Here is a 23,683-nt window from a genome sequence, read left to right on the forward strand (position 1 = left end):
AATGTCAACCGAGAGGTTGCCACCTCATGATATCGAGGCTGAGGAGGCGGTAGTAGGCTCTCTCCTCATCGATGGTGATGCCATTTATAAGATAGCCACATTCCTCAAGCCAGAGGACTTCTACCGGGAGAAGAATCAGTGGGTGTATGCGGCATGCTTTGACCTCTATGAGCGAAATGAGGCCATAGATCAGGTTACAGTAGCTCATGAGATGGGGTGGCGAGAGAGGCTGGAAGCGGTTGGTGGGGCTGCCTACCTGACCCATCTGGTCTCAAATGTGGCCACATCGGTGCATGTTGAGTACTATGCCCAGATTGTTCACCGTATGTCTGTGATGCGTCACCTAGTAGTTGCGGCAGGTCAGATTGAACAAATCGGCTACGAGGCGGGACCGGACGTGGCGGATGCGCTCGGTAGAGCGGAGGACATCCTATTTCGCTTGCGCCATGCTAAGAGACCCTGGGACTTCGTACCCATTCGCGAGCTCCTCGACCGATACTTCGAGGAAAGCGAGATTCGTCCCTTCGAGGGGGAGGTGATAAATACGGGCTTTGCTGCCCTGGATGATATCCTGGGGGGACTCCGACGCTCCGATATGGTAGTAATTGCTGCCAGGCCGGGCGCGGGCAAGACAAGCCTCGTCTTGGGAATAGCCAGAAACGCTGCAGTACAGCAAAAGGCCCGTGTAGCTATCTTCAGTGTGGAGATGGCACGGGAGCAACTGGTACAGCGTCTTCTCTCCAGCGAGGCGGGGGTCGATTCCAAACAGTTGCGACTTGGCCAGCAGACGGAGGCTGAGGAGCGAAGGATTATGGAGGCCACCGGTGTGCTCTCTGAGGCACCGATATATATCGATGACTCTCCCGTCCTGCGGGTGGTGGAGATGAAATCGAAGGCACGGCGGCTTCACTACGAGCAGAGTATAGACCTCATCATTGTAGATTACCTGCAACTAGTGAGGGGAAATGGTAGGGAGGGGCGGGTTCAGGAGGTAACTGAGATCTCCCGCTCCTTTAAGGAGCTCGCTCGCGAGCTGAATGTTCCGCTAATAGCGGTCTCTCAGCTCTCAAGGGCACCAGAGGGTCGAGCTTCTCACAGACCATTGCTTTCCGACCTAAGGGAGAGCGGTGCTATAGAGCAGGACGCCGATGTTGTGGTATTCATATACCGCGAGGATATGAATATATCCGAGGAGGAGTGGAAGAAGTACCATCTCGATGAGCCTTTCCCCAGGGGAGTTGCTGACATTATAGTTGCGAAGCAACGCAATGGGCCTATAGGCGAGGGGAAGTTGCGTTTCCTGGCAAAAACGGTGAAATTCGCCGATTATGAGGTGGAGCGGGCGGGATGAAGCCCTTTCTTGGTTTTCCACGAGGGACGCGCTTCACCCCGCTACCCAATCTTTTCTTTAGTCAGCTTATTCCCCAGATCGATGACATCGCTGAATTAAAGGTAACGCTTCATCTCTTCTGGGTCATTTATGGGAAGCGGGGCTACCCCAGGTTTGTAACCTGTGGAGAGCTTCTAGCTGATCGGATGCTAATGAAGAGTATGGGTAATGGGGAGACGCTTCGGCATGGACTGGAGAAGGCGGTAAGCCGGGGTACGATAATTAGGTTGAATTTGGAGCGGGATGAGAGGCCTGTAGAGCTTTATTTCCTCAACACGGAGGACGATCGGAAGGTGTATGCCAGAATAGAGCGTGGGGAGATAGACGTGGCGGTGTTACCAGATAAGGAACCTTTTTTGGATTCCCCCCAGTCGCCTGAGACCGAGGAGAGCTCCAATATATTCACCCTTTATGAGGAGAACATTGGCATGCTCACCCCGATGATCGCTGATGAGTTAAAGGATGCGGAGCAGCTTTATCCTGCTTCCTGGATCGAGGATGCCTTCAGGGAGGCGGTGAGCCGAAACAAACGCAACTTGAAGTATATTGAAGCCATTTTGAAGAGATGGGCTAGTGAGGGTAAGGAGCATGGAGCGCCTGGGAGAGATTCTAAAGAGGATCGGGACAAATATATCAGGGGAAGATACGGACACCTGGTCAAACGCCGAATCGAATAAGGTGGTGTCGCCGGAGTGTCCTATTTGTAGAGGGGCAGGTTTTATTCATCCGCTGCTCCCCTCGGGACGCCCCGATTTCACAAGGGTGGTTTCCTGTCAGTGCAATCATGGGGAGTCTGAGGAAGCGCACATGCTGCGGCTTCGGCGAGATAGTGGTGACCTGGGACTGAAGCTGTTAAGCAGGATGAGCTTCGAAAATTTTGAAAAGAGGCTCAATCTCTCGCGGGAGGAGCAGACGATATTGGATGATGCCATTAAGCTGGCGCGTCGCTTCGCCGAGGAGCCGGAGGGATGGCTGGTGTTTCTTGGCCCCAATGGATGTGGTAAAACTCATTTAGCCGCTGCCATCGGTAATTATCAACTGAAAAGGGGTAAACCGGTTATCTTTATAGTTGTCCCAGACTTTCTTGATCATCTACGCTCTACCTATAACACCGATGGCAGATTGGGTCATGACGAGCTGTTCGACAGAGTAAAAAATGCAACACTCTTGATACTCGATGACTTTGGGGAACAGGCGATCACTCCGTGGGCTCAGGAGAAGCTCTACCAGTTGATCAACTATCGCTATAATGATCGGTTGCCCACAGTGATTACCACCTGCCTATCCCTGGAGAATCTGGAAAACAGGATAGGCTCGCGGCTCGGCGACCCCAGATTGAGTACGCCTTTTAATATCGATGTTCCCGATTACCGTTCTGACCTTGCCCCCTCGGAGAGGGGAAAGCCGCTGAGGAGGACCCGCTAAATGGTAAACTCCCCGGTGCTAGTTCTAAATCAGAACTATGAACCGCTTAATGTCTCACGGGTACGGCGGGCGGTGGTTCTGGTCATTCGCGGCAAGGCAGAAACGCTGGAGAATGACTCGGGGATGATACACACAGCTAGTGATACTATCCCCATGCCCTCGGTGATTCGTTTGGTTTACATGGTGAGGCGCCCTCGACCGGAGAAGAAGTTAACCCGCCGCGAGGTGTTCCAGCGGGATAAATATACCTGCCAGTATTGCGGTAGTGAGACCAGGGAGCTTAGCTTGGATCATGTAGATCCTCGGCATAGAGGGGGCCGACATATCTGGGAGAATGTAGTTAGCGCTTGCCTGAGGTGCAACAATCACAAGGCAGGACGTACCCCTCAAGAGGCGGGGATGCGGCTCATCCGACAGCCATTCGCACCTTATGTTAGCGGCTACTGTGTACCTTTCGAGTATATAAAGAGGCACAACGGCTGGCAGAAGTTCCTTCCCCTGCAGCAGAGAGATGAGGGGGACTAGACGCCCTTTTCAGGGCTTCCCACCCTCCCTTTTTACCTGTTCAACTGGCAATTCCACAGTGGCACCGCTATTTAGTTGCACCAGCACCGTCTCCTTTAAAGGATTTCCGCCCACCACCGTGGCTACTCCTAGATGGGTGGTCACATGCTGCCCGATGGGGGGCAGCTTTTCCTTCATGATGCGGTATTGCCCACTTTCGTGGCTCAGACAGCATAGCAGCCTTCCGCAAACACCGGAGATCTTGAGCGGGTTAAGGGGAAGGTCTTGCTCTTTCGCCATTCTGATGGAGACAGGATTGAACTCGGATAGATAGGTAGTGCAGCATAATGGGCGACCGCATTTGCCGTAGCCTCCGAGAAGCTTTGCTTCATCTCGTGGCCCTACCTGGCGAAGTTCGATACGGGTTTTATAGGTGGTGGTAAGCTCCTTCAAGAGGTCGCGAAAGTCCACCCTACCCTCGGCACTAAAGAATATGGTGAGGCGAGTGCCATCGAGGTTGTACTGTGCCGAGATGAACTTCATGGGCAGGCCCAGTCTGGAGTTTATCTCGTGGCACTTCTCCAGTGCCTCCCGCTCATTACCCTTTAGTTCACCCCATTTGCTGAGATCCTCCTCCTCTGCCTTGCGGAGTACCGGCTTAAGCGGCTCAGTAATATCGCTTGCAAGCACCTGCTTTGGTGAAATGACCACCCTGCCTAGCTCCGGTCCGCGCCCGGTCTCCAGCACTACCCAGTCACCCACGTTTACCTCAGTGTCTGCCGGGTCGAAGTAATATATCCGCCCTGCTCGCTTGAATCGTACGCCAATCACTTCGGTCATAATATTATGAGCTAACTCCCTTCACTTTGTGGTAGGTTAAGCATGAGTACCTCCAGCACCAGACGGGGGTTTGCGTTTTGACCCAGTTCTTCTAAAGCATGCTGTAGGCTCTCAATAAAACCTTTGATCCTATTCAGGTTGTAGTTTTCCGTCTCCCTGCAAAGCGATTCCTCTTGATCGATATTGGTAATGAGGTCGCGGCATCCCACCTTAACCAGCAGTAGATCACGCCACAAGCCAACCCATAGGGAGAGTACCTCGCGGAGCGCTTCCCGATCTTTGCTGAACTGGCTTGCTAACTGGCCGGCGTAGGCGAAGCGCTCCGCTCGCCCCACACAGGTGAGCTGGAGCAGTGCGCTGAGGCGCTCAGCACGCTTGCCGGTGACACTATCATCACTCAGTGCACCCACTGCCCAGCCAAGGCAACCCAAGGAAAGTCTGGCAAGTACCATCGCCTGTTCCGGGGTTGCCTCCCATTGCTCGATAAGTGCCCGCTCCACTACTGTGATGGGGAGTGGTCTTAGCTCCAGCCTCTGACAGCGGGAGCGAACCGTGGGTAAAAGCAGCCCCTCATTTACGGCGAGAAGTATTATCTGAACATTGGGCGGTGGCTCCTCCAGCGTTTTGAGCAGGCTATTTGCCCCCTCGGAGGAGAGTTGCTCTGCACCATCGATGATAAATACCCGATTCCTTCCCTCGAAGGGTTTAAGTGAGGCGGAGCGCTCCATCTCCCTGATTTGGTCAATGCTGATCTCCGCCCTGCCATTGGGGCCGATTACCTGGACATCGGCATGTCTTAGCTGGGCGATCCTTTGGCATGATGCACAAACCCCGCAGGGCTGATCGTCCCCCTGGCAGTTTAAGGCTTGAGCCAGATTAGAGGCCAGGGTCATCTTTCCCACGTGAGGTGGACCGACGAAGAGATAGGCATGAGATAGTTTGCCACCCTTTAGACCACTGTCTAAAAGGGCGACCGCTATATCATATCCCACTACCTGCCACATATTTCTTTTCGTCCTTTACGTTTGCGATATTATAATTCTGATGTTTTCACTTTCACATCATGTTTTTCGAAACGTTTGAAATGTTCGAAGCAGTCTTCACTCGATTCACTTGTCCAACCTTGAATAAAATAGAATTGGTTGCGGTAATTTGGCCCTTTTTATTTGGCGGTCTTAAATAATGTCGCAATTCATTAGATCCTCATAGCTCTCACGGCGGCGGATGAGGCGCGCCCTTCCATCATTGACCATAACGATGGCTGGCCTCAGCGCGGCATTGTAATTTGAGGCCATGGGGAGGCAGTAGGCCCCGCAGCAGGGCACGGCAATGACGTCCCCGGGCGCGAGTTTGGGCAGGTCGATGTCCTTAATCAGGATGTCCCCCGATTGGCAGAGCTTGCCCGCCACGGTGACTTTTTCGCTCTTTTCACCCACTACTTTGTTTGCCACTATTGCTTCGTATTTGGCTCCGTAGAGTGCGGGGCGGATGTTATCGGCGATGCCCCCATCCACGGAGACATATTTGCGAACTCCAGGAATCTCCTTTATCGCCCCTACGGTATAGAGGGCAACCCCCGCCGGACCGACTATAGACCTCCCTGGCTCAACGATAAGCCGTGGTGGCTCAAGGACAAGCGCCTCGCTCTTTTCAAGAAGCGTGGATGCGGTCGCCTCGGCAAGTTCGCCGATGGTGGGGGCCGGGGAGTCTTCCGTATAGGTGATTGCCAGCCCTCCCCCAATGCTTAGCTCTTTGAGCTTGAAGCTATGTTTGCGGCTCATCTCAGCGGCAAAATCCAGCACAATACCGATTGCCTGCTTATAGGGCGCAAGCTCGAATATCTGGGAGCCGATGTGGAAGTGCATCCCGATAAGCTCGAGAGAAGACATCGCCGAGGTGAGCGCCTCCTCAACCTTGTCCAGGGGGAAGCCAAACTTGCTATCGATAATCCCGGTGGTTAAGTGGGCGTGGGTGTGAGGGTCAACGCCGGGGGAGAGGCGCAGGAGTATCTCTTGCCGCGATCCAGCATTCTTTGCTACCTCGTTGAGCAGGGAAAGCTCATAAAGATTGTCCACCACAATGCGTCCCACTCCCCACCTTATTGCCAGCTCCAACTCCTGACGCGATTTGTTATTGCCGTTAAAGTAGACTCGCTCCATGGGGAAGCCAACCGATTCGGCGATGGCAAGTTCCCCTGCGGAGACAACCTCGAGCCCCAGTCGCTCTTCATTGAAGAGTTGCGCCAGTGCACGGTTGATGAAGGCTTTACACGCGTATATCACCAGGCTATTGGGATAACGCTGCGAAAACCCCTCTCGATACTCGGTACACTTCCCCCTCAGCGTCGCTTCGTCAAAGACATAGAGCGGCGTGCCGAATTCACCGGCCAGTGTCCCGGCCGTGCATCCGCCAATTACGAGGTGGTTTTTTTGTACCTGAGTGGTTTGTGGAAATAGCCTAAGCATATCTGCCTCCTGGGGAGGCTAGTTTATAGCTGACTTCCTCCCCTATTCCTTGAGAGCAAGCCTTTCCCTCCCTCTCCAGCTTTATAAGGTGGGCGTATACCTGCCCTTTGGCTAGTTCGTAGAGGAAGCCAGCTAGCTCGGGATAGATCTCAGCTACCAATTGCTTTACTGTATTATCACCCTGGCGTAACACGGCGATTACCTGATACTCGCGCTCTTTTCGATGCTCGATCAACTCATCCAGCTTTCGCTGCGGTTCCCTTATAAGTGGACCATGTCCGGGGCAGATCAGATCAATATCATAGTCAAGGAGCTTCCTCAAAGAATCGATATACTGTGCCATGTCCCCTTTGGGTGGATGTATCGCCGTGGTGCCAAGGCCCAGAATATGGTCGCCGGAAAATAGTATCTTATCTTTTCTTATATAGAGGCAGATGTGTCCCGGGTTGTGCCCTGGGGTATGTACCACCTCAAGATCGATGCCTTTAAGCGAGATGATGTCTCCATCAGCTACCACGTGATCCACTGTGATACCGGTTTGCTCAGTGGAGTGAAGGACAATCTTAGCCCCCGTTTTTTCACGCAGCCTGGCTGCCCCGCCTATATGGTCGAGATGGGCATGAGTGATAACGATATAGGCTAGCCTAAGTCCGGCGAAATTGTTAACATAATCTATGCGACAACTGACTGACCCCTCATCACCATATCCTGAGTCGATAAGTACACCCTCATCTGCGATCACAAGATAGACCTGGGGCGCAAAATGACCTAGAAGGCGATCTGTCCCCGCTGGAATGGCGTGAATGCCCGTGGCAATCTGCATTATTAGCTTTTTCAGTCCTTTGAAGATATGGTTGGAAAAGTCTTCTGCTTCTATTTTAATTGTTTACGTAAAATGTCTGCTTGGTAAAGAAACTCGAACTCTCGCTCTCAATATGCCCTAGCGATTACCCTTCGAACTGTAGCTTCATATTAGCAATTGGGCAGGTCAAAGTCAACCAACGCAGGTTGACAGCAATGGGAGAGGGGGCTAGAATTTGCTTGAGGTTCCTTTTGTATAAGAAGAGCGTTCTGGATAATGGGCTTCGCATCATCACTGGCGCCATGCCACATACACGCGCGGCATGTATAAATATCTTCATTAGCGCTGGCTCGCGCTACGAAGGTGAGGAGGAGGCGGGAACCTCACACTTTATAGAGCACCTTTGCTTTAAGGGGACAGAGCGCCGCGCTACCGCCAGGGAGATTGCCGAGGCTATCGAAGGGGTGGGCGGCATACTCAATGGGGGCACCGATAGGGAGTTTACTGTTTACTGGTGCAAGGTGGCTCGCCCCCACTTTCCTCTTGCTTTGGACCTCATGGTGGATATGCTCCGCTATTCCCGGTTCGATGCTCAGGATATAGAGAGAGAGCGCGGTATCATTATCGAGGAGCTTAGTGAGAGCATGGATTCACCCCAGCATCGGGCGAGTTTACTTATCGATGAAGTAGTCTGGCCGAATCAACCCCTGGGGCGTGATATTGCCGGGAGCAAGGAGACGGTAGGTGCCTTGAGTCGAGAGATGCTTCTGGGCTACCTGAGCCGACAGTACGTGCCCAATAACACCGTGGTCAGTGTTGCTGGTGACATTGGACATGAGGAGGTCTTATCGCGCGTGAGCGAGGCATTGGGAGACTGGGCGGTGGCTACTCCACACTCCCCATATCCCACGGAGGATCACCAGCAGGAAGCTCACATGCGTATTGAGCAGAGGGATACCGAGCAGGCTCATATATGTCTGGCGGTGAGGGGACTCCCCGTGGACCACCCCGATCGGTTCAATCTGGACCTGCTGAATGTGATATTAGGCGAGGGGATGAGCAGTCGCCTATATCAGGAGATTCGCGAGCGGCGAGGGCTGGCCTACGATATACATAGCTATGTGGACCACTTCTTGGACTCGGGGGCGCTTACCATTTATGCCGGGGTGGACCCAAAGAACGCTGCCGATACTATAGCGGTCATGATCGAGGTGCTTTCACACCTAAAAGAGGGGGTGCCTGACCTTGAGCTAACAAAGGCTAAGGAGTTAGCCAAGGGTCGCCTGCTGCTTCGAATGGAGGATAGCAGGAGTGTCGCTGGCTGGTTGGGAGGTCAGGAACTACTAACCGGCCAGATCCGCACGGTGGATGAGGTATCCTCGATAATAGATGCCATCACCCCTCAGGATCTGAAGCAGGTGGCAACTCAACTGCTCCTTACTGAGAAGCTTAACCTGGCCATTGTTGGTTCCGTAGCCAGTGAGGATCGCCTCCATAGCCTTCTCAGGCTTTAAGACTAAGCGAAGATATTTTAAAAGCCAGCTTGAACACCAACCTGCGCTGGTAATGAAAATCGTAGCTACAGCCGATATACCGCAGCTACGATTTGTGAAACGCAGCATTTTTAATATTCAGGCATCGATGGGGGCATGGCTCTCTCTTTCTCCTTGATGTCGGTGATCAGAGCCTCTGTGGTGAGAACTATAGCGGCAATGCTCGCGGCATTCTCGAGCCCCGCTCTGGTCACCTTGGTCGGATCGATAATACCACGCTGCTTCATGTTGGCGTAATCGTCGCGCAGGGCGTCGTAACCGATGCCAGCCTTGCTCTCACGAACGTGATTTACCACAACCGATCCCTCTTTGCCGGCATTCTGAGCGATCATGCGGAGCGGCTCCTCCAGGGAACGCCTCACAATGGCAACCCCAGTGAGCTCGTCGCCCTCTACCTTCAGCTTGTCGAGAGCGGGAATAGCGTTGATGAAGGCGACCCCGCCTCCGGGGACAATTCCCTCTTCTACTGCTGCCCGGGTTGCGGATAGGGCATCTTCGACGCGATGCTTCTTCTCCTTGAGCTCAACCTCGGTGGCTGCTCCCACCTTGATCACGGCGACACCGCCGGCTAGCTTGGCCAGGCGCTCCTGCAGCTTCTCCTTATCGAAGTCGGAGGTGCTATCATCAATCAGGGTCTTAATCTGCTTGATACGCGCCTCAATTGCCTCATCCGAGCCCTTGCCTTCGATGATGGTGGTTTCCTCTTTGGTGGAGATTATCCTTCTGGCTCTTCCCAGATCCTCAACTGTGGCAGAATCGAGCTTTCGGCCCATCTCCTCGGTAATCATCGTGCCTCCGGTAAGGAGAGCCATGTCCTCGAGCATCGCCTTCCGCCGATCGCCGAAGCCCGGCGCCTTAATCGCAAGGCAATTGATAGTGCCCCTTAGCTTGTTGACCACCAGGGTGGCAAGTGCCTCACCGTCTACATCCTCAGCGATAATGACCACGTTCTTGGTTACCTGAAGCACCTTTTCCAGGGCGGGTAGCAGGTCAGCTACCGCGGAGATCTTCTTATCGGTGATCAGGATATAGGGGTCCTCGATCTCCGCCTCCATCCTCTCCGGGCTGGTGACGAAATAGGGGGAGATATAGCCGCGGTCGACCTGCATTCCCTCGACATACTCCGTCTCAAACTCTATCCCCTTCCCTTCCTCAACGGTGACCACCCCATCCTTACCCACTTTTTCCATGACCTCGGCGATGAGGTTTCCGATCTTCTCATCGGCTGCGGAGATGGATGCTACCTGAGATATCTGCTCCTTAGTGGTCACCGGGGTGCTCATCTTCCTTAGCGCATCGAGGATGGCTGCTGTAGCCTTCTCAATGCCCTTCTTTAGCGACATGGGGTTTGCCCCGGCAGCGACGTTCTTCATTCCTTCATGTAGCATTGCTTGGGCGAGCACGGTGGCGGTGGTGGTGCCATCGCCGGCGACATCATTGGTCTTGGTGGCCACCTCCTTGATCAGTTGAGCCCCGATGTTCTCGAAGGGCTCCTCCAGGTCGATCTCCTTTGCGATGGTGACGCCATCGTTGGTGATCGTAGGCGGTCCGAACCTCTTATCCAGCACTACATTACGCCCCTTGGGTCCAAGGGTAATCTTCACCGCATTGGCAAGAGCATCCATGCCAATCTTGAGATTGCGCCTTGCATCCTCATCGTAAACTATCTGTTTTGCCATTTCCCCTCCTTATTAGCTGAACTTAGCGAGTATATCGCTCTCCCGCAGGATTAAAACCTCTTCATCGTTTTGCTTGATCTCACTGCCGGCATACTTGGAGTAGATCACCTTGTCGCCCTTCTTAACCTCCATGGGAATACGCTTGCCCTCCTCATCCAACCTGCCTGGGCCCACCTCGATGACCACACCCCGCTGCGGCTTCTCCTTTGCGGTATCGGGCAAGATGATACCCCCCTTGGTTACATCCTCCTCGGCTGAAGGCTTTATCACTACCCGGTCTCCTAATGGTTGTAACTTGATTGCCATCCTTAACCTCCTATTAGCAGTCTAATCATGAGAGTGCTAAAATATATTAGACTAGATTGATTAATGCTGCAAGTGTGTAGATAGACCGTTATGGCAGCTGAAGAGCATTAATACATGTATATATACCATATAGAAGCCTTCATCCTCTATAATGCTAGCAATAGCTCACTGATGCTCTTCCAGCATCGAAAGGTTTGTCACAGGCTGAGGTTTGGATAGATATCGAGATCGCTGCCTGAGCGTTTGCCCATATCGAGATGGAAATAGCCACAGGAGGCGATCATGGCGGCGTTATCGGTGCACAGAATGGGGTTGGGGATGAGTATGGGGATGGGAGAGCGCTGGGCCATCATTTGTCGAAGCAGGTGGTTTGCAGCGACGCCGCCACCGAGGAGGATCTGCCGGGTGTTCAGCCGCTTTGCTGCTGCCACAGTCTTGGTGACCAAAACATCGACTACCGCCTTCTGAAAGCTGGCGGCGATATCGGCTTTTTCGCCCTTTTCGAGATGAAGCTGCACTTTCGGTTGTGTTTCCGCTGATTTGGAGGTGGAACTAATAGAAGCTGAGCCTATTTCGAACTTTCCGCCTGCAGTCCATCTTTGTGATTGTGTACGCTCTGAATTCAAGGGGGCGTCCACTAGATGCGCTTTTTGGCATTCTTTTTCCACAAGGTGCAGCACCGCAGTCTTGAGCCCACTGAAGCTAAAGTCATCGCTATCTTTGAGCCAGGCACGGGGAAGGCGGTAGCGAGCGCTATTACCTTCTATGGCGAATTGCTCTATGGCGGGGCCGCCGGGGTAGCCCAGCCCCAGGATCCTGGACACCTTATCGAATGCTTCGCCGGCGGCATCATCTCTGGTTCTCCCCAGGAGTTGATAGCTGCCATGCCCCTTTACAAGGAGTAGGTCGCTGTGTCCACCGGAGACGATAAGGCAGATAGCGGGGACGTCCGGGGTGCTACCCTCAAGCCAGTTGGCATAGATATGTCCCTCCAGGTGGTTTACGCCCAGAAGGGGTATGCCTCGAGATAGGGCGATGGCCTTGGCGATGTTCACCCCGACAATGAGGGAACCGGCAAGACCAGGCCCGTTGGTAACCGCTATAGCATCCAGATCGCCCCAGCGGGTTTGGGCCTGAGCCATCGCCTCTTGGATAATAGGGATAACGGTTAGCAGGTGCTGGCGGGAGGCCACCTCGGGTACGATGCCTCCATAGCGAGCATGCAGGTCCATCTGGGAGGCGATGACATTGGATAGGATATCCCTGCCATCCCTGACCACGGCTGCTGCTGTTTCATCGCAGGAAGTTTCGATGCCGAGGATATTCATTATTTTGCCCCCTTTGCCCTATAGCAATATAGCAAATGTTCTGCCCGATGTAAATCACCGTTTTTAGAACTTTGGGTTCCCTTTAGTTGAAAAAACCACAATGATAAAAATATTCTTTCGCTTTGATATACTGGAAGTGGTCTGTTGTAACTAGGAGGTGCTCTTTAGTTTGTTATTGTAGGGCTTATCTACATCTAAATGTGTTCATAGAACCTCCCATTGGATACCCGCCAGATTGCTAGAGGGAGGAAGGCGGATCGCCGAAAGGTGAGCTAGTGGCGCTTCCCTTGGCGAAGACTTTTTGTGTGTAACTACGGCATGGGGATTAGAAGGACGAAGCATGACGTTATTAATCTTAGGTATCACCTTGGTCTGGATACACAAGTTATAGATGGAAATACATTGAATATCAAAACCGTGAGCAGAACTCCTTCGACCAAGCATGTTTTAACAGCTTTTAGATGCCCATCAGCTTGCTGTGGTAATTGGCTAAATGTGATGTTTCAATAGTATACTGGAAGGGTATGCAATTTTGACAGCTAAGGGGGGCGATGATATGATTGAAATGAGTAATTGCCCGGGTTGGCTGAAGAGCGAAATAATGAGGGAGGGATTCCAAGATGGATAGCACTAGCATTCTGTACCTGGTGCTTCTTTTTATTTGCCTAGCTTTCTCCGCATTCTTCTCTAGTGCCGAGACTGCCTTTATATCATTGCCCAAGGCGAGGGTGAGGCACCTGGTGGACAGCAGGGTGAGCGGTGCGGGACGGGTGGAACGGATCACAGAGAGACCAGAGAGGCTGCTGGCGACGGTGCTGCTATGCAATAACTTTGTAAATGTGGCAGCTGCTGCCCTGGGCACGGCGATAGCGGTATCGATATGGGAGGGAGATATAGGGGTACTTATCGCCACAATAGTGGTAACCCTGCTGCTTTTAGTGTTCGCAGAGGTAACGCCCAAAACTCTTGCCATAAGACACCCCCAGAGGCTGGCCTTGCTCTATGTCTATCCGCTGGAGGTCATCACAAAGATAGTCTATCCACTGGCGGCGGGATTAAGCTGGCTCGGCTCGATACTTGCTGGTGGGCATGCTAGGGTGCCACAGATGCTGGTAAGCGAGGAGGAGATACGTGGCATGATATCTGTCGGGCGTGATGAGGGCACGGTGGAGGCGTCAGAGGCAGAGCTGTTGCATAAGGTGTTCGTTTTCGGTGACCGCACCGTCCGTGAGGTAATGACACCCCGGCCTGAGGTAATCTGGATAGAGGAGGGGACAAAGCTAGCGGATTTCCTCGCCGTCTACGCTGAATTCCCACATACCCGTTTCCCGGTTTATCGGGATAGTATCGATACTGTTGTTGGGATCCTTACCATAAAGGATGTGCTTATGGCACAGGCTATCGGTTCGCTGGATAAAAGGGGCGCCATTGATGACCTGGTGCGTCCGGTTCTCTTTGTCCCGGAGACCAAACGCATTGCACAGCTTTTCGCCGAGATGCAGTCCCAGGGTTACCCCTTGGTTGTGGTGGTTGATGAGTACGGTGTTACCAGTGGCATTGTGACGATGGAGCAACTGGTGGGCGAGATCGTGGGTGAAATGGGGGATGAGCTGATGAAGGTGGACAAGGATTTCGAGGTTATTGATGACCGGACAGTTCAGATCGATGGCGGCATGAGGGTAGAGGAGGCCAATGAGGAACTGGGGCTTGAATTGCCTACGGGTGATTATGACACCGTAGCAGGCTTCTTACTAAGCCTTATTGGTCATATCCCAAGGGAAGGGGAGCAGGTGAGGTACGGTGGCCTTAAGTTGGCGATCACACAGATGCGGGAGTTGAGGATCGAGAAGGTCCTGGTGACCAGGGAGTGATATGCAGCGGCTGCGCATCGCATTTACTCGGGGAGAGGAGATAAAATATCTTTCTCACCTGGATTTGATGAGGTTATGGGAACGGGCGCTCAGGCGTGCCGATATACCGCTGGCTTACTCGCAGGGATTCAGCCTGCACCCGAGAATCTCCATTGCGGCACCCCTTCCCATCGGAGTAATAAGCGAGGGTGAATTAATGGACATCCTTCTTAGCAAGCGGTTTTCTCCCTACTATTTCATAAAGGCGGTGGCAGAGCAGTTGCCCCGCGGCATCGGTATCACGGGGGTGGAGCAGGTCTCACTGCAGCTTCCCTCTCTGCAATCGCAGGTCAGGCAGGCGGAATACCGGGTCGAGTTGACCACCGATAAGCTGCCACAGGAGGTGGAGGAGGTGATTCGTTCCTTTATGGCGAAAAAGCATTTCCCCTGGCAGCATACGAGGGACCACGTCGTACGGCATTATGACATTCGCATCCTAGTAGATAGACTCTGGCTCATTGAGTGGCAGGAGTCGTTGTGCACTCTAGGCATGCGTCTGAGAAACGACAACTCCGCTACAGGGAGAGCGGAGCAGGTAACTTTGTCCGTTGGCTTCCCCGATCCCCCGAGATTAATCCAACGTACCAAGTTAATCCTGGCGGGCAAATAGCATGGCGGGGCTCGATTGGGGAAGGCAGGAGAAGGCTAAAAATTATGCAAGGATTATGCGTGCTCTCGCTTTTTTAGAACTAGGCATCGCCGCTTTATTCATCCTGGTACTGTTGCTCACTCCGCTTTCTACAAGCCTACGCAACCTGCTGGACTTTCCACAACCTTTGAGGGTGGCACTCTACTTTGCCACCATAATGCTCTGTTTCGCGATTGTATCCGCACCTCTAAGCTTATATAGGGGATTTTTGCTACCACGTAGCTTCGGACTATTGAGTCAAAGAATGAGGGGCTGGCTCCTTGATGGGTTGAAGGCAGGTGTTTTGGGCTTGATCCTGGGCCTGGGCCTGGGTATCATGGTGTTTGTTTACTGGCTTCTGGCGAACTTCCCTGACCTGTGGTGGTTACTGGCCGCCGTTTTTCTCATACTGCTCACCGTAGTGATGACCAATCTGGCCCCGGTTATTATTGTACCCCTTTTCTATAGAATGGAGCCCCTCGCCGACATTAGCCTGGGGGAGAGGCTGGTGCGTTTTGCCGAAAGGGTGGGGGAGAGGGTGGTGGGAGTATTCACCATAAATCTGAGCAGCAAAGTTACTACAGGTAATGCCGCCATTATGGGCCTGGGAAACACCAGGCGGATAGTTATTGGTGATACAATTCTGGGGAAATATTCACATGAGGAGATCGAGGTTATCGTGGCACATGAGTTAGGGCATCACGTCCATCGCGACATCGTAAAGCTCATCGCACTTCAGGCAGCGACTATAATGAGTGGGTTTTATCTGACGCATCTGATAGTGAAGTCTGGCATTCACCATTTTGGATTTAACGGGATAAGCGATGTTGCATCCTTTCCCCTGCTTGCTATTGCATTGGGTGGCCTAGGCATACTTATGGTGCCGCTAACCTGTGCCTACACTCGCCACATTGAGAGTGCTGCCGATGAATATACATTGACCCTGACCCACAACCCAGGGGGATTCACCACAGTGATGAGCAAACTTGCCAACCAGAACCTGTCTGAGGCAAAGCCAGCTCGCTGGGTAGAGCTATTATTCTATGACCATCCCCCCTATTTCAGGAGGGTGGCGCGAGCTCGCCAGTACAAGGAGGGGGCAGGATGAAGCTTATTCTGGTAAGACATGGTGAAACCAGGTGGAACCGGGAGAACCGCGTTGTGGGGCATACCGGGATTGCACTAGATAGTAACGGGCGCAGGCAGGTGGAGCTACTTGCACGGAAACTCGAAAATGATAGTGTCTCTGCCATCTACTCCAGCCCGCTTAGACGTGCCAGAGAGACGGCCGCTGCGATAGCGCGCATTCATAGATTGAGGGTGATGAAAGATGATGCCTTCAAGGAGATTGACGCTGGGGAACTGGAGGGGCTCACCTTTGGTGAGGTGATGGAACGCTACGGCGATATTTTAAAGGATTGGATTAAGGGCAACCCTTCTCTAAGGATGCCGGGTGGTGAATCCATGACAGAGCTCCAGCAGCGAACCTGGCCCGCGGTGGAGAGAATAGTTGGGGAGAACACTGACAGGGTTGTTATCCTGGTAAGCCATAGCTTGGCCATCTCGAGCATTATTGCAAAGGCATTGGGAATGGCCCCATCCAATTTCAGGAGGTTGCGGCTCGGCCTTGCCTCGATAAGCATCCTCAACTTTGGGGATCATGGTGCCTCCTTGGCGCTGTTTAACGATACCTGTCATTTGGAAAGAAGCGGTTGAGAGATGGAAGATTTGAGGCAGCGGGTTTACCGATTTATGCAAAAAAGGGGCCTGACCCCGGATCAAACGGGCGAGAAAGGGCGAAAAGTGCTGGTCGGTGTTTCCGGTGGCCCCGACTCGGTATGCCTGCTGCACATTCTTGACCAACTGAAGGACTCCCTGGGGGTGAGGCTCCATGTGGCACACCTAAATCACATGCTTCGGGGCATTGAATCCGATGCAGACGCTAGCTATGTCAAAGAGTTATCCGATACTCTGGGCATCCCTGCCACTTTCGAGAAGAGGGATGTGGAGGCCTATCACAGGGAGCATAGCCTCTCATTGGAGGCGGCGGCTCGGGAGGTTAGATACGATTTTTTCTCCCGTGCGGCAGAGTCCATAGGTGCAGGGTGTATCGCTCTGGGGCATACCCAGGATGACCAGGTGGAGACCATCCTGATGAACCTGGTCCGCGGTACAGGCCTAATGGGATTGAGGGGGATGGGGACAATTAGAAAATTGCGCTCACCGGGAGGCGGAATTTTAGTGGTGGTGAGACCGCTACTTGATGTCGCCAGGAGAGAGACCGAGGAATACTGCCGCGTACATAAGCTTAGCCCGCGGAGCGATTTATCGAACTACTCGCTGGAGTATACCCGAAATCGAATTCGCTATGAACTTGTGCCACTCCTGCGAAAATACAATAAGAATATCGGTAATGCCCTGATACGAACAGCGCGTTCCGCTGCCGATGAGCTATCTTTCATTGAGAAGCAAGTCTTTCAAGTATGGGATCGAGTAGTTAGAGAGCAGCCCAATGGATTACTTCTAGATAGCAAGGCATTGCTATCGCTGCACCCGGCACTCCAGCGGCACCTGCTACGTCAGGTAGTAGACCAGATTTTGGGGGACCTAACCGATATCGAGTCTGTTCACATAGAGAAGATGATGGAGGCACTGTCAAAGCCAGCGGGTAAAAGGCTATCTCTGCCCAGGGGACTGGTTTTTCACGTGGGCTATCAAACGTGCCTGGTGACCAGAGGTTCTGTAGATATATGCCCCTTACCCGCTTTAGAAGGGGAGAATAGATTAAATGTGCCCGGGGATACGGAGCTTCCCGGATGGCTGGTGCGGGCGAGTATTACTCAGCCTGGGAGCAAGGCTGAGGGTTTTGTGGCATGTCTCGACCTAGATGCGGCAGGGAGTAATCTGGTGGTGCGGGGGCGTAAAGCTGGCGACCGCTTTCAGCCGTTGGGCATGGGTGAGCCCAAGAGGCTTCAGGACTTCATGGTAGATGCCAAGATCCCACGCATGTGGCGCGACCATGTACCCCTGGTATGCTCACCTGAGGGCATCGTCTGGGTGGTGGGCTGGCGCATCGCGGAGCGAGTGAGGGTCATCGATAGCACAAAGAAGGTTTTGTGGTTGAAGTTTGAGAGGCTTTAATCTCCAATAGAGGCCAGGCTAACTCGCTACCATGATAAGGACGGTGCCAGCGAATCCGCAAGATAAGTGGCGCTAAGTTGGAGAATTCCATTGACTCAAGGGGTGAGAGTGGTCTTAGGGGACCCCAAAGGGATCCCAGGGCAAATAGTATGAGCCAGACGAAATCTTTACATAAGCATAGACGAGAAAGGCCAGAACGAATATGCCGGGTGTAATGAAAACCCAACGTCCACTGTGGGATACTGTGGTTCGCTGTATCCCAGTGGGTTTGTGCGATCTCCATAGCATTGCTTTTAGATCTATGAAGCTCTTCCTCATATAGAACCGACGAACACGAAAAGAGATCGATGGTAAGTGCCTCCTACGCCGGTTTAGCGACATCCAAATACCTGCTGTCAATGCAATCACAATAGCAAGGGTAATTACTGCAAAGTACCTTGTGCCGACCGGGTACATATAGGTATCCCTGAATATGAAGAATGCGACAATAAGGCTAAGCGTACAGCCAATAACCATGATCTTCAGTAACCCACCTCGACCGAAAAAGACAGCAGAGGTTCGTAACCCGGCTTTGATATCGAATTCATAGTCGCTCATTACAGTAGCGGTGTAACCAGTAGCAGTAACCAAAAACCAGAAGAGCATCATGAGTGGGGTAGGTAGCACTCCGTACCCTAGTAAGTAACCTGCTGAAGGTACCAATAAGCCCAACAGAGCAATGCAAAGGATATCCCCTAACGGTTTCGCCTTCAGTCTGATCTTGGGATGTGAATACAGAATGCCACCAACGAGGCAAGAAAGGATCACAAGCAATCCGAATGCGATACCTACCAGAAAGCCAAGTAAAATTGCTGTGACGAGTGTCACTAAGCAAAATATCTTGCATTCCCGCTCTGTAACCTCACCGGTGACCATCGGTTGGAGGCGAAGGTTGGTATCTTTTTGTCTGCCATCGTGAAGTCTGTCAGTATCTCTATCAGAGTAGAAGTTAAGAGCGAAGGCAAAGCTAGCGAATAATAACAGGGATATGAATCCAATGGAGGCCTGGGTCCAGCTTGTCTCAGCATATGCTCCTACCGCGAAGGGTATTACGAAGGTGAATGAGAACGCTGGCAAAGCTCTGATTCTTGCCAGTTTAAAATACTTTATCATTAACTGTTCTCCCTTTGGGAGGCAGTGGCATGTAAGTTATGTTTTCATATCTCCTGAAGAACCACCAAATTAGACATATGGATCAGATAAGCTATAGAGATGTGAAGATTAGAACATCGACTCTTTATCTTAATATCACAACTACCATTATTTGTCAATGTTCTTTAGTTTCATTTACATAACTGGACTTCTTAAGTTTAGTTTCATGATTAGCTAAATGGGATTCTGGTTATGGTCATGGATTCGGTTCTAGCAGATCAAAATGTACTACAAAATATATGGGGAGAGGCGCAACCGGAATTTCAACGCCTGTTGACATAGCGAATGGACTAATAAGGGTGGTTCCAACAGTTGTCGGTAGAGCATGTGGACCATTAGTGGGGCAGCCTGTTGGTGAAATAGCCGGAAGCATGTGCGTTATTGAAGTATTTGAAAGATTGGAAGGGATGTCGTACCAGCAAGCATAAAAGCGGGGGGCTTCTGAGTAGAGATTTGTAGTGTCAGAGTGACCCCCTAAAGGAGCAATTGCCCAGCGTGACAGTAGCGCTTTATAAACATGGCCAATATTTAATAGAGAATGAGCTGGCCAAGCAGCGCTTATATCTTGGCTGCCATCCTCGCTGCCTGATAGGTTGCGGCAGCGGCGTCACTGGGTGCCACGCAGTCGCCAATGGTGTAGGTCTCAGGGATAATGCCTTCCAGCTCCTGAGCCAGCCTGTTATCAGACTGTGTACCCACTGCCAGGATAACCGTATCCGCCGGCAGGGAAAAGACTTCCTCTCCCCAACCGATAACCACGCTACTCGGGGTAATCTCCAACGCCGCGGTATGTATATATAGCGGGACCCGTAGCTCGATGAGCCGCCTCGCCAGGGCGCGGTAGGTCATCCGCTCGAGCTTGCTCCCGTTCTCTCCCAGCCCTCGTAGGGTTACTATGCTCACCTCTTTTTCCTGCTCCGCCAGAGATATGGCCACTTCCATGCCGATGAAGCGTCCACCGATCACTACCACACTGCCTTTTATCTTCGCCTTACCCAATATCACGTCATTCGCCTGGAATACGTGATTGCTAGTGACCCCTGGTATATTCAAGCTCAGTGGCACAGCGCCGGTAGCAATCACTACCGCATCGGGCTTCAGCTGCTGCACCTGCTCTTTGCTAATCTGGGTACCCAGAGTTACCCTGACCCCACACTTATTCAGGGAACGATTGAGGTATCGGGTAAAAGCGGCGTAGTCTTCTTTCCCCGGCTGGGCTGCAGCGATATTCCACTGCCCGCCAAGCTCTGTGCTCTTCTCATAGAGGGTCACCTGGTGTCCCCGCTGCGCCATAAGCACGGCTGCCTGCATGCCGGCAATACCGCCGCCAACAACCATTACCCTTTTCGGCGACTCCGCTGGAGGAAGGGGATACTTACCTTCCCGGTATAGGGAAGGGTTTACCGAGCAGGGGCCCTGACCAGGCTCGGTTCTGATACAGTTATTACAATAGACGCACCAGCGGATGTCTTCCCGGCGCCCCTCCCGCAGCTTGTTGGGTAGCTCGGGGTCGGCAAGGAGGGGGCGGGCCATGCCGATGAAATCCGCCTTGCCACCTGCGATTATCCGCTCTGCTAAATCCGGGCTTATCTTACCTGCGGTAATCACAGGCACTCCGGCTGACTGCTTCACCCTTTCCGCCAGATGCAACATCGGAGCTTCGGGGTATGAGTAGCATGGTATGCTAAGTGAGGTCCAATACTCGAGTCCAGATGAGATGCTGATAGCATCAGCACCTGCTTCCTCCAGGATAGCTACCTGGCGCACCACTTCATCGAGGGTCACTCCGCCTTCAACATCGTCGCTGCCATTTAGTTTTACCACGAGCGGAAATCCTGTACCAGTCTTCTGCTTAATACGCTCCACAATCATTCGGGCAAAAAGGGTTCTGTTATCCATGGTGCCACCGTACTTATCTGTGCGGCGATTGGTGACCGGGGATAGGAAGGTGCTCACCAGGCAACCATGGCAGGCATGAAGCTCCACAGCATCGGCTCCACTCTCTTGAGCGCGCCGCGCAGCCTCGGAAAAGTCCTCCACATACCGCTCAATATCCGTGTCCGCGAGCTCCTCGTAAGGCTTATTACCTGCAAGCCATGAAGTTATTGAGGGAACCTTTATGGACATACCTTCAGGAATGAAGCCGCCGAACAAGAGGAGCAAGCCATAATGCATCAACTGAACCGAAACCTTAGCCCCCTGCTCATGGATGATCTCGACAAGCCTGCACAGACCTGGAATATACTTATCGTCATGCATCGTCCAAGTAAAAGGGGGTGTGGCGTCAGCGCTAACCGAGGCGCATTGTGTGGTAATCAGACTCACACCACCCTGTGCTCTCGCCCGATAGTAGTCAAGCATCCTCTCAGTGACATTCCCCTCACCGTCAACAAGGACAGTGCCCATGGCGTTCATGATAAGCCTGTTCTTTAGCTGCAGTTTGCCTATATTGCCCGGCTGAAATAGTGCTGAGAATCCTTGCATTTAAACCTCCTTGTATTAATTTTATAGTGAGCGATTGGGATAGTCTACGAAATCCACTTTAAGAAGCAGTATCCTTCTCCGCTCTACAATTTCTACTAGGGATCTGGTCAGTAAGTCTAAAGTAAGCGATATGAATTCAGGCGCTCCCCTGGCCTTGTACAAAAGGTCTCCTTGTCTGTTGTCGACAAAGAACTGGTAGTCTGATTGGGTGAACTTGTTAAAAACCTTTAGCTTGTAGTCAGTCGCAATCTTTGCCGTAATTTTAGATGATAGATTGATATATTCCAGCCTGAACACAAATACAAGGAGCGCTGTAAGGATAAACAGGATGCAGTACGATACCAGGACGCTATCAACCGGGATGATTGCTGCTATGTGGTTCAAGACGATAAAGAAGGGGTTGCCGCTCAGTCCGCCATCCATCTCCAGGCTTGCGTCCAGTATAGGATACAGTACAGCGATGTTCATGGTCTCAAGGTAGCCGACAAGCAGACATAGGCCCAGCAGAATAGCCAAACGGCTCTTATAGGGTCTGAGGAAGAACCAGATTATCCTCAGGCCGCTTTGCTTTGCATCGCTCTCAACTCGCTGTCGTATCATCAACCTTGAGACCTATATACTCTCTCAGCGTATAAGACTAGCACTTATGTCTCGTACGGTCAAGCGAAAAGCGGTCTTGCCTGCTGCGCATTTTCACGCTACAATCAAAGCAGCTGAGAAGATTGTCTCAGAGGTTTAATTTATAAAAATTAGCTAGAATACCTGTCAGCCTGCTGGCACGATGAATTGCAGGTTGGGGTGGCAAGCAGCGTATTTAGGCGCTGCATAGCGAATTCTAGCGATAAAGGTGCGAGTATTAGCGACACAGATGCCCCACAGCTTGTTGGGGGTAATTTATTGTTGAATTTTCGCTAGGGATGAACTAGTTATGAAAGTGATATCAATTGTTGGTATGGCAGGTTCAGGTAAATCAGAGGTGGCTAGGATATTTGAGAATAATGGCTTTGTGAAGATAAGGTTTGGGGATATTACAGATAAAGAAGTCAGCAAAAGGGGGCTGGAGCTAAACGAGGAGAACGAGCGGTATATCAGGCAGCAGATGAGAAAAGAGCATGGAATGTCGGCTTATGCCAAGCTAAGCCTGTCCAGGATTGATTACCTGCTGAAATCTGAGGATGTCGTAGTGGACGGTCTCTACTCATGGGAAGAATACACGTTGATGAAGAGCCGCTATGGTGCAGACTTATATGTGGTTGCAGTTTGGTCATCACCTGAGAAAAGATATGAGAGGTTGATGAAAAGGCAGGTCCGACCCTTAACCGTTGAGGAGGCTGTCAGCCGCGATATTGTGGAGATAGAGGATACCAACAAGGGTGGGCCAATCGCCATGGCCGACTTTTTTATCATCAACGGGTCTTCCTTGGAAGACTTGAAAAAGCAAACAGAAAGGGTTATCGGTGCTTTGAAATGAAGATCATATCTAGGCCAGATATCGATGAATATTTTTTAAAAATAGCGTCCGTAGTGGCAGAACGCTCGACGTGTCGCCGGCACCATGTAGGGGCAGTGGCAGTAAGGGACAAACACATATTAGCTACCGGATATAACGGTGCTGCCTCTGGACTTAAGGATTGCCTTGAGCTTGGCTGCCTGAGAGATGGCATGGATGTACCATCTGGAACGAGGCATGAGCTATGCCGGGGCATCCACGCAGAGCAAAATGTAATCATTCAGGCAGCTCTCCATGGAGTAAGCCTGGAAGATGCTACAATTTATGTCACACATACGCCATGTATACTATGTGCCAAGATGCTAGTAAATGCCAAGATAAAGCGGTTTATGACCTTTGGCATGTATGCTGATAACTCTTTCAGAGACCTATTTGTGGAAGCCAATATAGAGTTTGAATTGCATAAGAAACCGTCTTCCAGTATAACCTATCTGGCTTAGGGGATTACCTGTGAGCTATCATGAGGAAAAAGAGGAGAACAGGGGTAAAAAACATAAAGAGAAAAGATACAACTTTACATAATGGGA

At 51.9% G+C, this 23,683-nt stretch carries 22 protein-coding genes; 12 read left to right on the plus strand and 10 right to left on the minus strand.

Features of this window, described 5'->3' with window-relative positions; translation table 11 throughout:
* The first annotated feature begins 1 nt into the window (after nt 1).
* Genes dnaB through VMX96_01550 form a run of 4 tightly spaced genes read left to right on the plus strand, consistent with a single transcriptional unit; the run spans nt 2 to nt 3,340 of the window.
* The gene (gene dnaB / locus VMX96_01535) at nt 2-1,351 is read left to right on the plus strand and encodes a replicative DNA helicase (protein ID HUU62593.1); all 1,350 of its coding nucleotides are present in this window, start codon (nt 2-4) and stop codon (nt 1,349-1,351) included.
* Nucleotides 1,348-2,067: a DnaD domain protein gene (locus VMX96_01540; protein ID HUU62594.1), complete on the plus strand. Its 720-nt coding sequence runs from the start codon at nt 1,348-1,350 to the stop codon at nt 2,065-2,067. Before dnaB ends, VMX96_01540 begins: the two co-directional genes overlap by 4 nt.
* Nucleotides 1,964-2,815: an ATP-binding protein gene (locus tag VMX96_01545; protein HUU62595.1), complete on the plus strand. Its 852-nt coding sequence runs from the start codon at nt 1,964-1,966 to the stop codon at nt 2,813-2,815. The genes VMX96_01540 and VMX96_01545 overlap by 104 nt, the downstream gene beginning before the upstream one ends.
* Complete coding sequence (locus VMX96_01550; protein HUU62596.1) at nt 2,816-3,340, plus strand: HNH endonuclease; 525 nt, start codon at nt 2,816-2,818, stop codon at nt 3,338-3,340.
* A 9-nt stretch (nt 3,341-3,349) separates the two neighbouring features.
* Here the strand turns inward: VMX96_01550 and VMX96_01555 are convergent, their stop codons facing one another.
* The 4 genes from VMX96_01555 to VMX96_01570 all read right to left on the minus strand — a co-directional run bounded on the left by VMX96_01555 (nt 3,350) and on the right by VMX96_01570 (nt 7,447).
* A complete protein-coding gene (locus VMX96_01555; GenBank protein ID HUU62597.1) occupies nt 3,350-4,159 on the minus strand; it encodes a stage 0 sporulation family protein in 810 nt (269 codons plus the stop codon).
* An 11-nt stretch (nt 4,160-4,170) separates the two neighbouring features.
* Complete coding sequence (gene holB, locus VMX96_01560; GenBank protein HUU62598.1) at nt 4,171-5,163, minus strand: DNA polymerase III subunit delta'; 993 nt, start codon at nt 5,161-5,163, stop codon at nt 4,171-4,173.
* A gap of 171 nt (nt 5,164-5,334) precedes the next feature.
* Complete coding sequence (lysA, locus tag VMX96_01565) at nt 5,335-6,624, minus strand: diaminopimelate decarboxylase (GenBank protein ID HUU62599.1); 1,290 nt, start codon at nt 6,622-6,624, stop codon at nt 5,335-5,337.
* A complete protein-coding gene (locus VMX96_01570; GenBank protein ID HUU62600.1) occupies nt 6,617-7,447 on the minus strand; it encodes an MBL fold metallo-hydrolase in 831 nt (276 codons plus the stop codon). Before VMX96_01570 ends, lysA begins: the two co-directional genes overlap by 8 nt.
* 230 nt (nt 7,448-7,677) lie before the next feature.
* Here VMX96_01570 and VMX96_01575 point away from each other — a divergent pair, with 230 nt between their 5' ends.
* Nucleotides 7,678-8,940: a pitrilysin family protein gene (locus tag VMX96_01575; protein ID HUU62601.1), complete on the plus strand. Its 1,263-nt coding sequence runs from the start codon at nt 7,678-7,680 to the stop codon at nt 8,938-8,940.
* Between the two features lie 110 nt (nt 8,941-9,050).
* Here VMX96_01575 and groL read toward each other — a convergent pair whose 3' ends face one another.
* The 3 genes from groL to tsaD all read right to left on the minus strand — a co-directional run bounded on the left by groL (nt 9,051) and on the right by tsaD (nt 12,292).
* A complete protein-coding gene (gene groL, locus VMX96_01580; protein HUU62602.1) occupies nt 9,051-10,658 on the minus strand; it encodes a chaperonin GroEL in 1,608 nt (535 codons plus the stop codon).
* A 12-nt stretch (nt 10,659-10,670) separates the two neighbouring features.
* Nucleotides 10,671-10,964 carry a co-chaperone GroES gene (groES, locus tag VMX96_01585; protein ID HUU62603.1) on the minus strand — a complete coding sequence of 98 codons (294 nt, stop codon included), beginning with the start codon at nt 10,962-10,964 and terminating at the stop codon, nt 10,671-10,673.
* 197 nt (nt 10,965-11,161) lie between these two features.
* The gene (gene tsaD, locus VMX96_01590; protein ID HUU62604.1) at nt 11,162-12,292 is read right to left on the minus strand and encodes a tRNA (adenosine(37)-N6)-threonylcarbamoyltransferase complex transferase subunit TsaD; all 1,131 of its coding nucleotides are present in this window, start codon (nt 12,290-12,292) and stop codon (nt 11,162-11,164) included.
* 620 nt (nt 12,293-12,912) lie between these two features.
* On the opposite strand from tsaD, the gene VMX96_01595 reads away from it, so the two are divergent.
* Genes VMX96_01595 through tilS form a run of 5 tightly spaced genes read left to right on the plus strand, consistent with a single transcriptional unit; the run spans nt 12,913 to nt 17,971 of the window.
* Nucleotides 12,913-14,163 (plus strand): hemolysin family protein, encoded by a 1,251-nt coding sequence (locus VMX96_01595; protein ID HUU62605.1) that lies wholly within the window; start codon nt 12,913-12,915, stop codon nt 14,161-14,163.
* Nucleotide 14,164: 1 nt separating this feature from the next.
* The gene (locus tag VMX96_01600; GenBank protein ID HUU62606.1) at nt 14,165-14,812 is read left to right on the plus strand and encodes a TIGR03936 family radical SAM-associated protein; all 648 of its coding nucleotides are present in this window, start codon (nt 14,165-14,167) and stop codon (nt 14,810-14,812) included.
* Between the two features lies 1 nt (nt 14,813).
* Nucleotides 14,814-15,938, plus strand: a complete 1,125-nt coding sequence (locus VMX96_01605) for a M48 family metalloprotease (GenBank protein ID HUU62607.1) — start codon at nt 14,814-14,816, stop codon at nt 15,936-15,938.
* Nucleotides 15,935-16,546, plus strand: a complete 612-nt coding sequence (locus VMX96_01610; GenBank protein HUU62608.1) for a histidine phosphatase family protein — start codon at nt 15,935-15,937, stop codon at nt 16,544-16,546. The genes VMX96_01605 and VMX96_01610 overlap by 4 nt, the downstream gene beginning before the upstream one ends.
* 3 nt (nt 16,547-16,549) lie before the next feature.
* On the plus strand, nt 16,550-17,971 hold the full coding sequence (gene tilS / locus VMX96_01615; GenBank protein ID HUU62609.1) for a tRNA lysidine(34) synthetase TilS: 1,422 nt from the start codon (nt 16,550-16,552) through the stop codon (nt 17,969-17,971).
* 114 nt (nt 17,972-18,085) lie between these two features.
* Here the strand turns inward: tilS and VMX96_01620 are convergent, their stop codons facing one another.
* The 3 genes from VMX96_01620 to VMX96_01630 form a co-directional block, all read right to left on the minus strand.
* Nucleotides 18,086-19,123, minus strand: a complete 1,038-nt coding sequence (locus VMX96_01620; GenBank protein HUU62610.1) for a UbiA family prenyltransferase — start codon at nt 19,121-19,123, stop codon at nt 18,086-18,088.
* 597 nt (nt 19,124-19,720) lie between these two features.
* Nucleotides 19,721-21,646, minus strand: a complete 1,926-nt coding sequence (locus tag VMX96_01625) for an NAD(P)/FAD-dependent oxidoreductase (protein ID HUU62611.1) — start codon at nt 21,644-21,646, stop codon at nt 19,721-19,723.
* A 21-nt stretch (nt 21,647-21,667) separates the two neighbouring features.
* The gene (locus VMX96_01630) at nt 21,668-22,246 is read right to left on the minus strand and encodes a hypothetical protein (GenBank protein ID HUU62612.1); all 579 of its coding nucleotides are present in this window, start codon (nt 22,244-22,246) and stop codon (nt 21,668-21,670) included.
* A 328-nt stretch (nt 22,247-22,574) separates the two neighbouring features.
* Between VMX96_01630 and VMX96_01635 the strand changes: the two genes are divergently transcribed.
* Both VMX96_01635 and VMX96_01640 read left to right on the plus strand, forming a co-directional pair.
* Nucleotides 22,575-23,117: an AAA family ATPase gene (locus tag VMX96_01635; GenBank protein ID HUU62613.1), complete on the plus strand. Its 543-nt coding sequence runs from the start codon at nt 22,575-22,577 to the stop codon at nt 23,115-23,117.
* A gap of 5 nt (nt 23,118-23,122) precedes the next feature.
* Entirely contained in the window at nt 23,123-23,596 is a 474-nt protein-coding gene (locus tag VMX96_01640) for a dCMP deaminase family protein (GenBank protein HUU62614.1), read from the plus strand.
* Nucleotides 23,597-23,683: the final 87 nt, after the last annotated feature.

The organism is Dehalococcoidia bacterium, assembly GCA_035528575.1.
Taxonomy (GTDB): domain Bacteria; phylum Chloroflexota; class Dehalococcoidia; order E44-bin15; family E44-bin15; genus DATKYK01.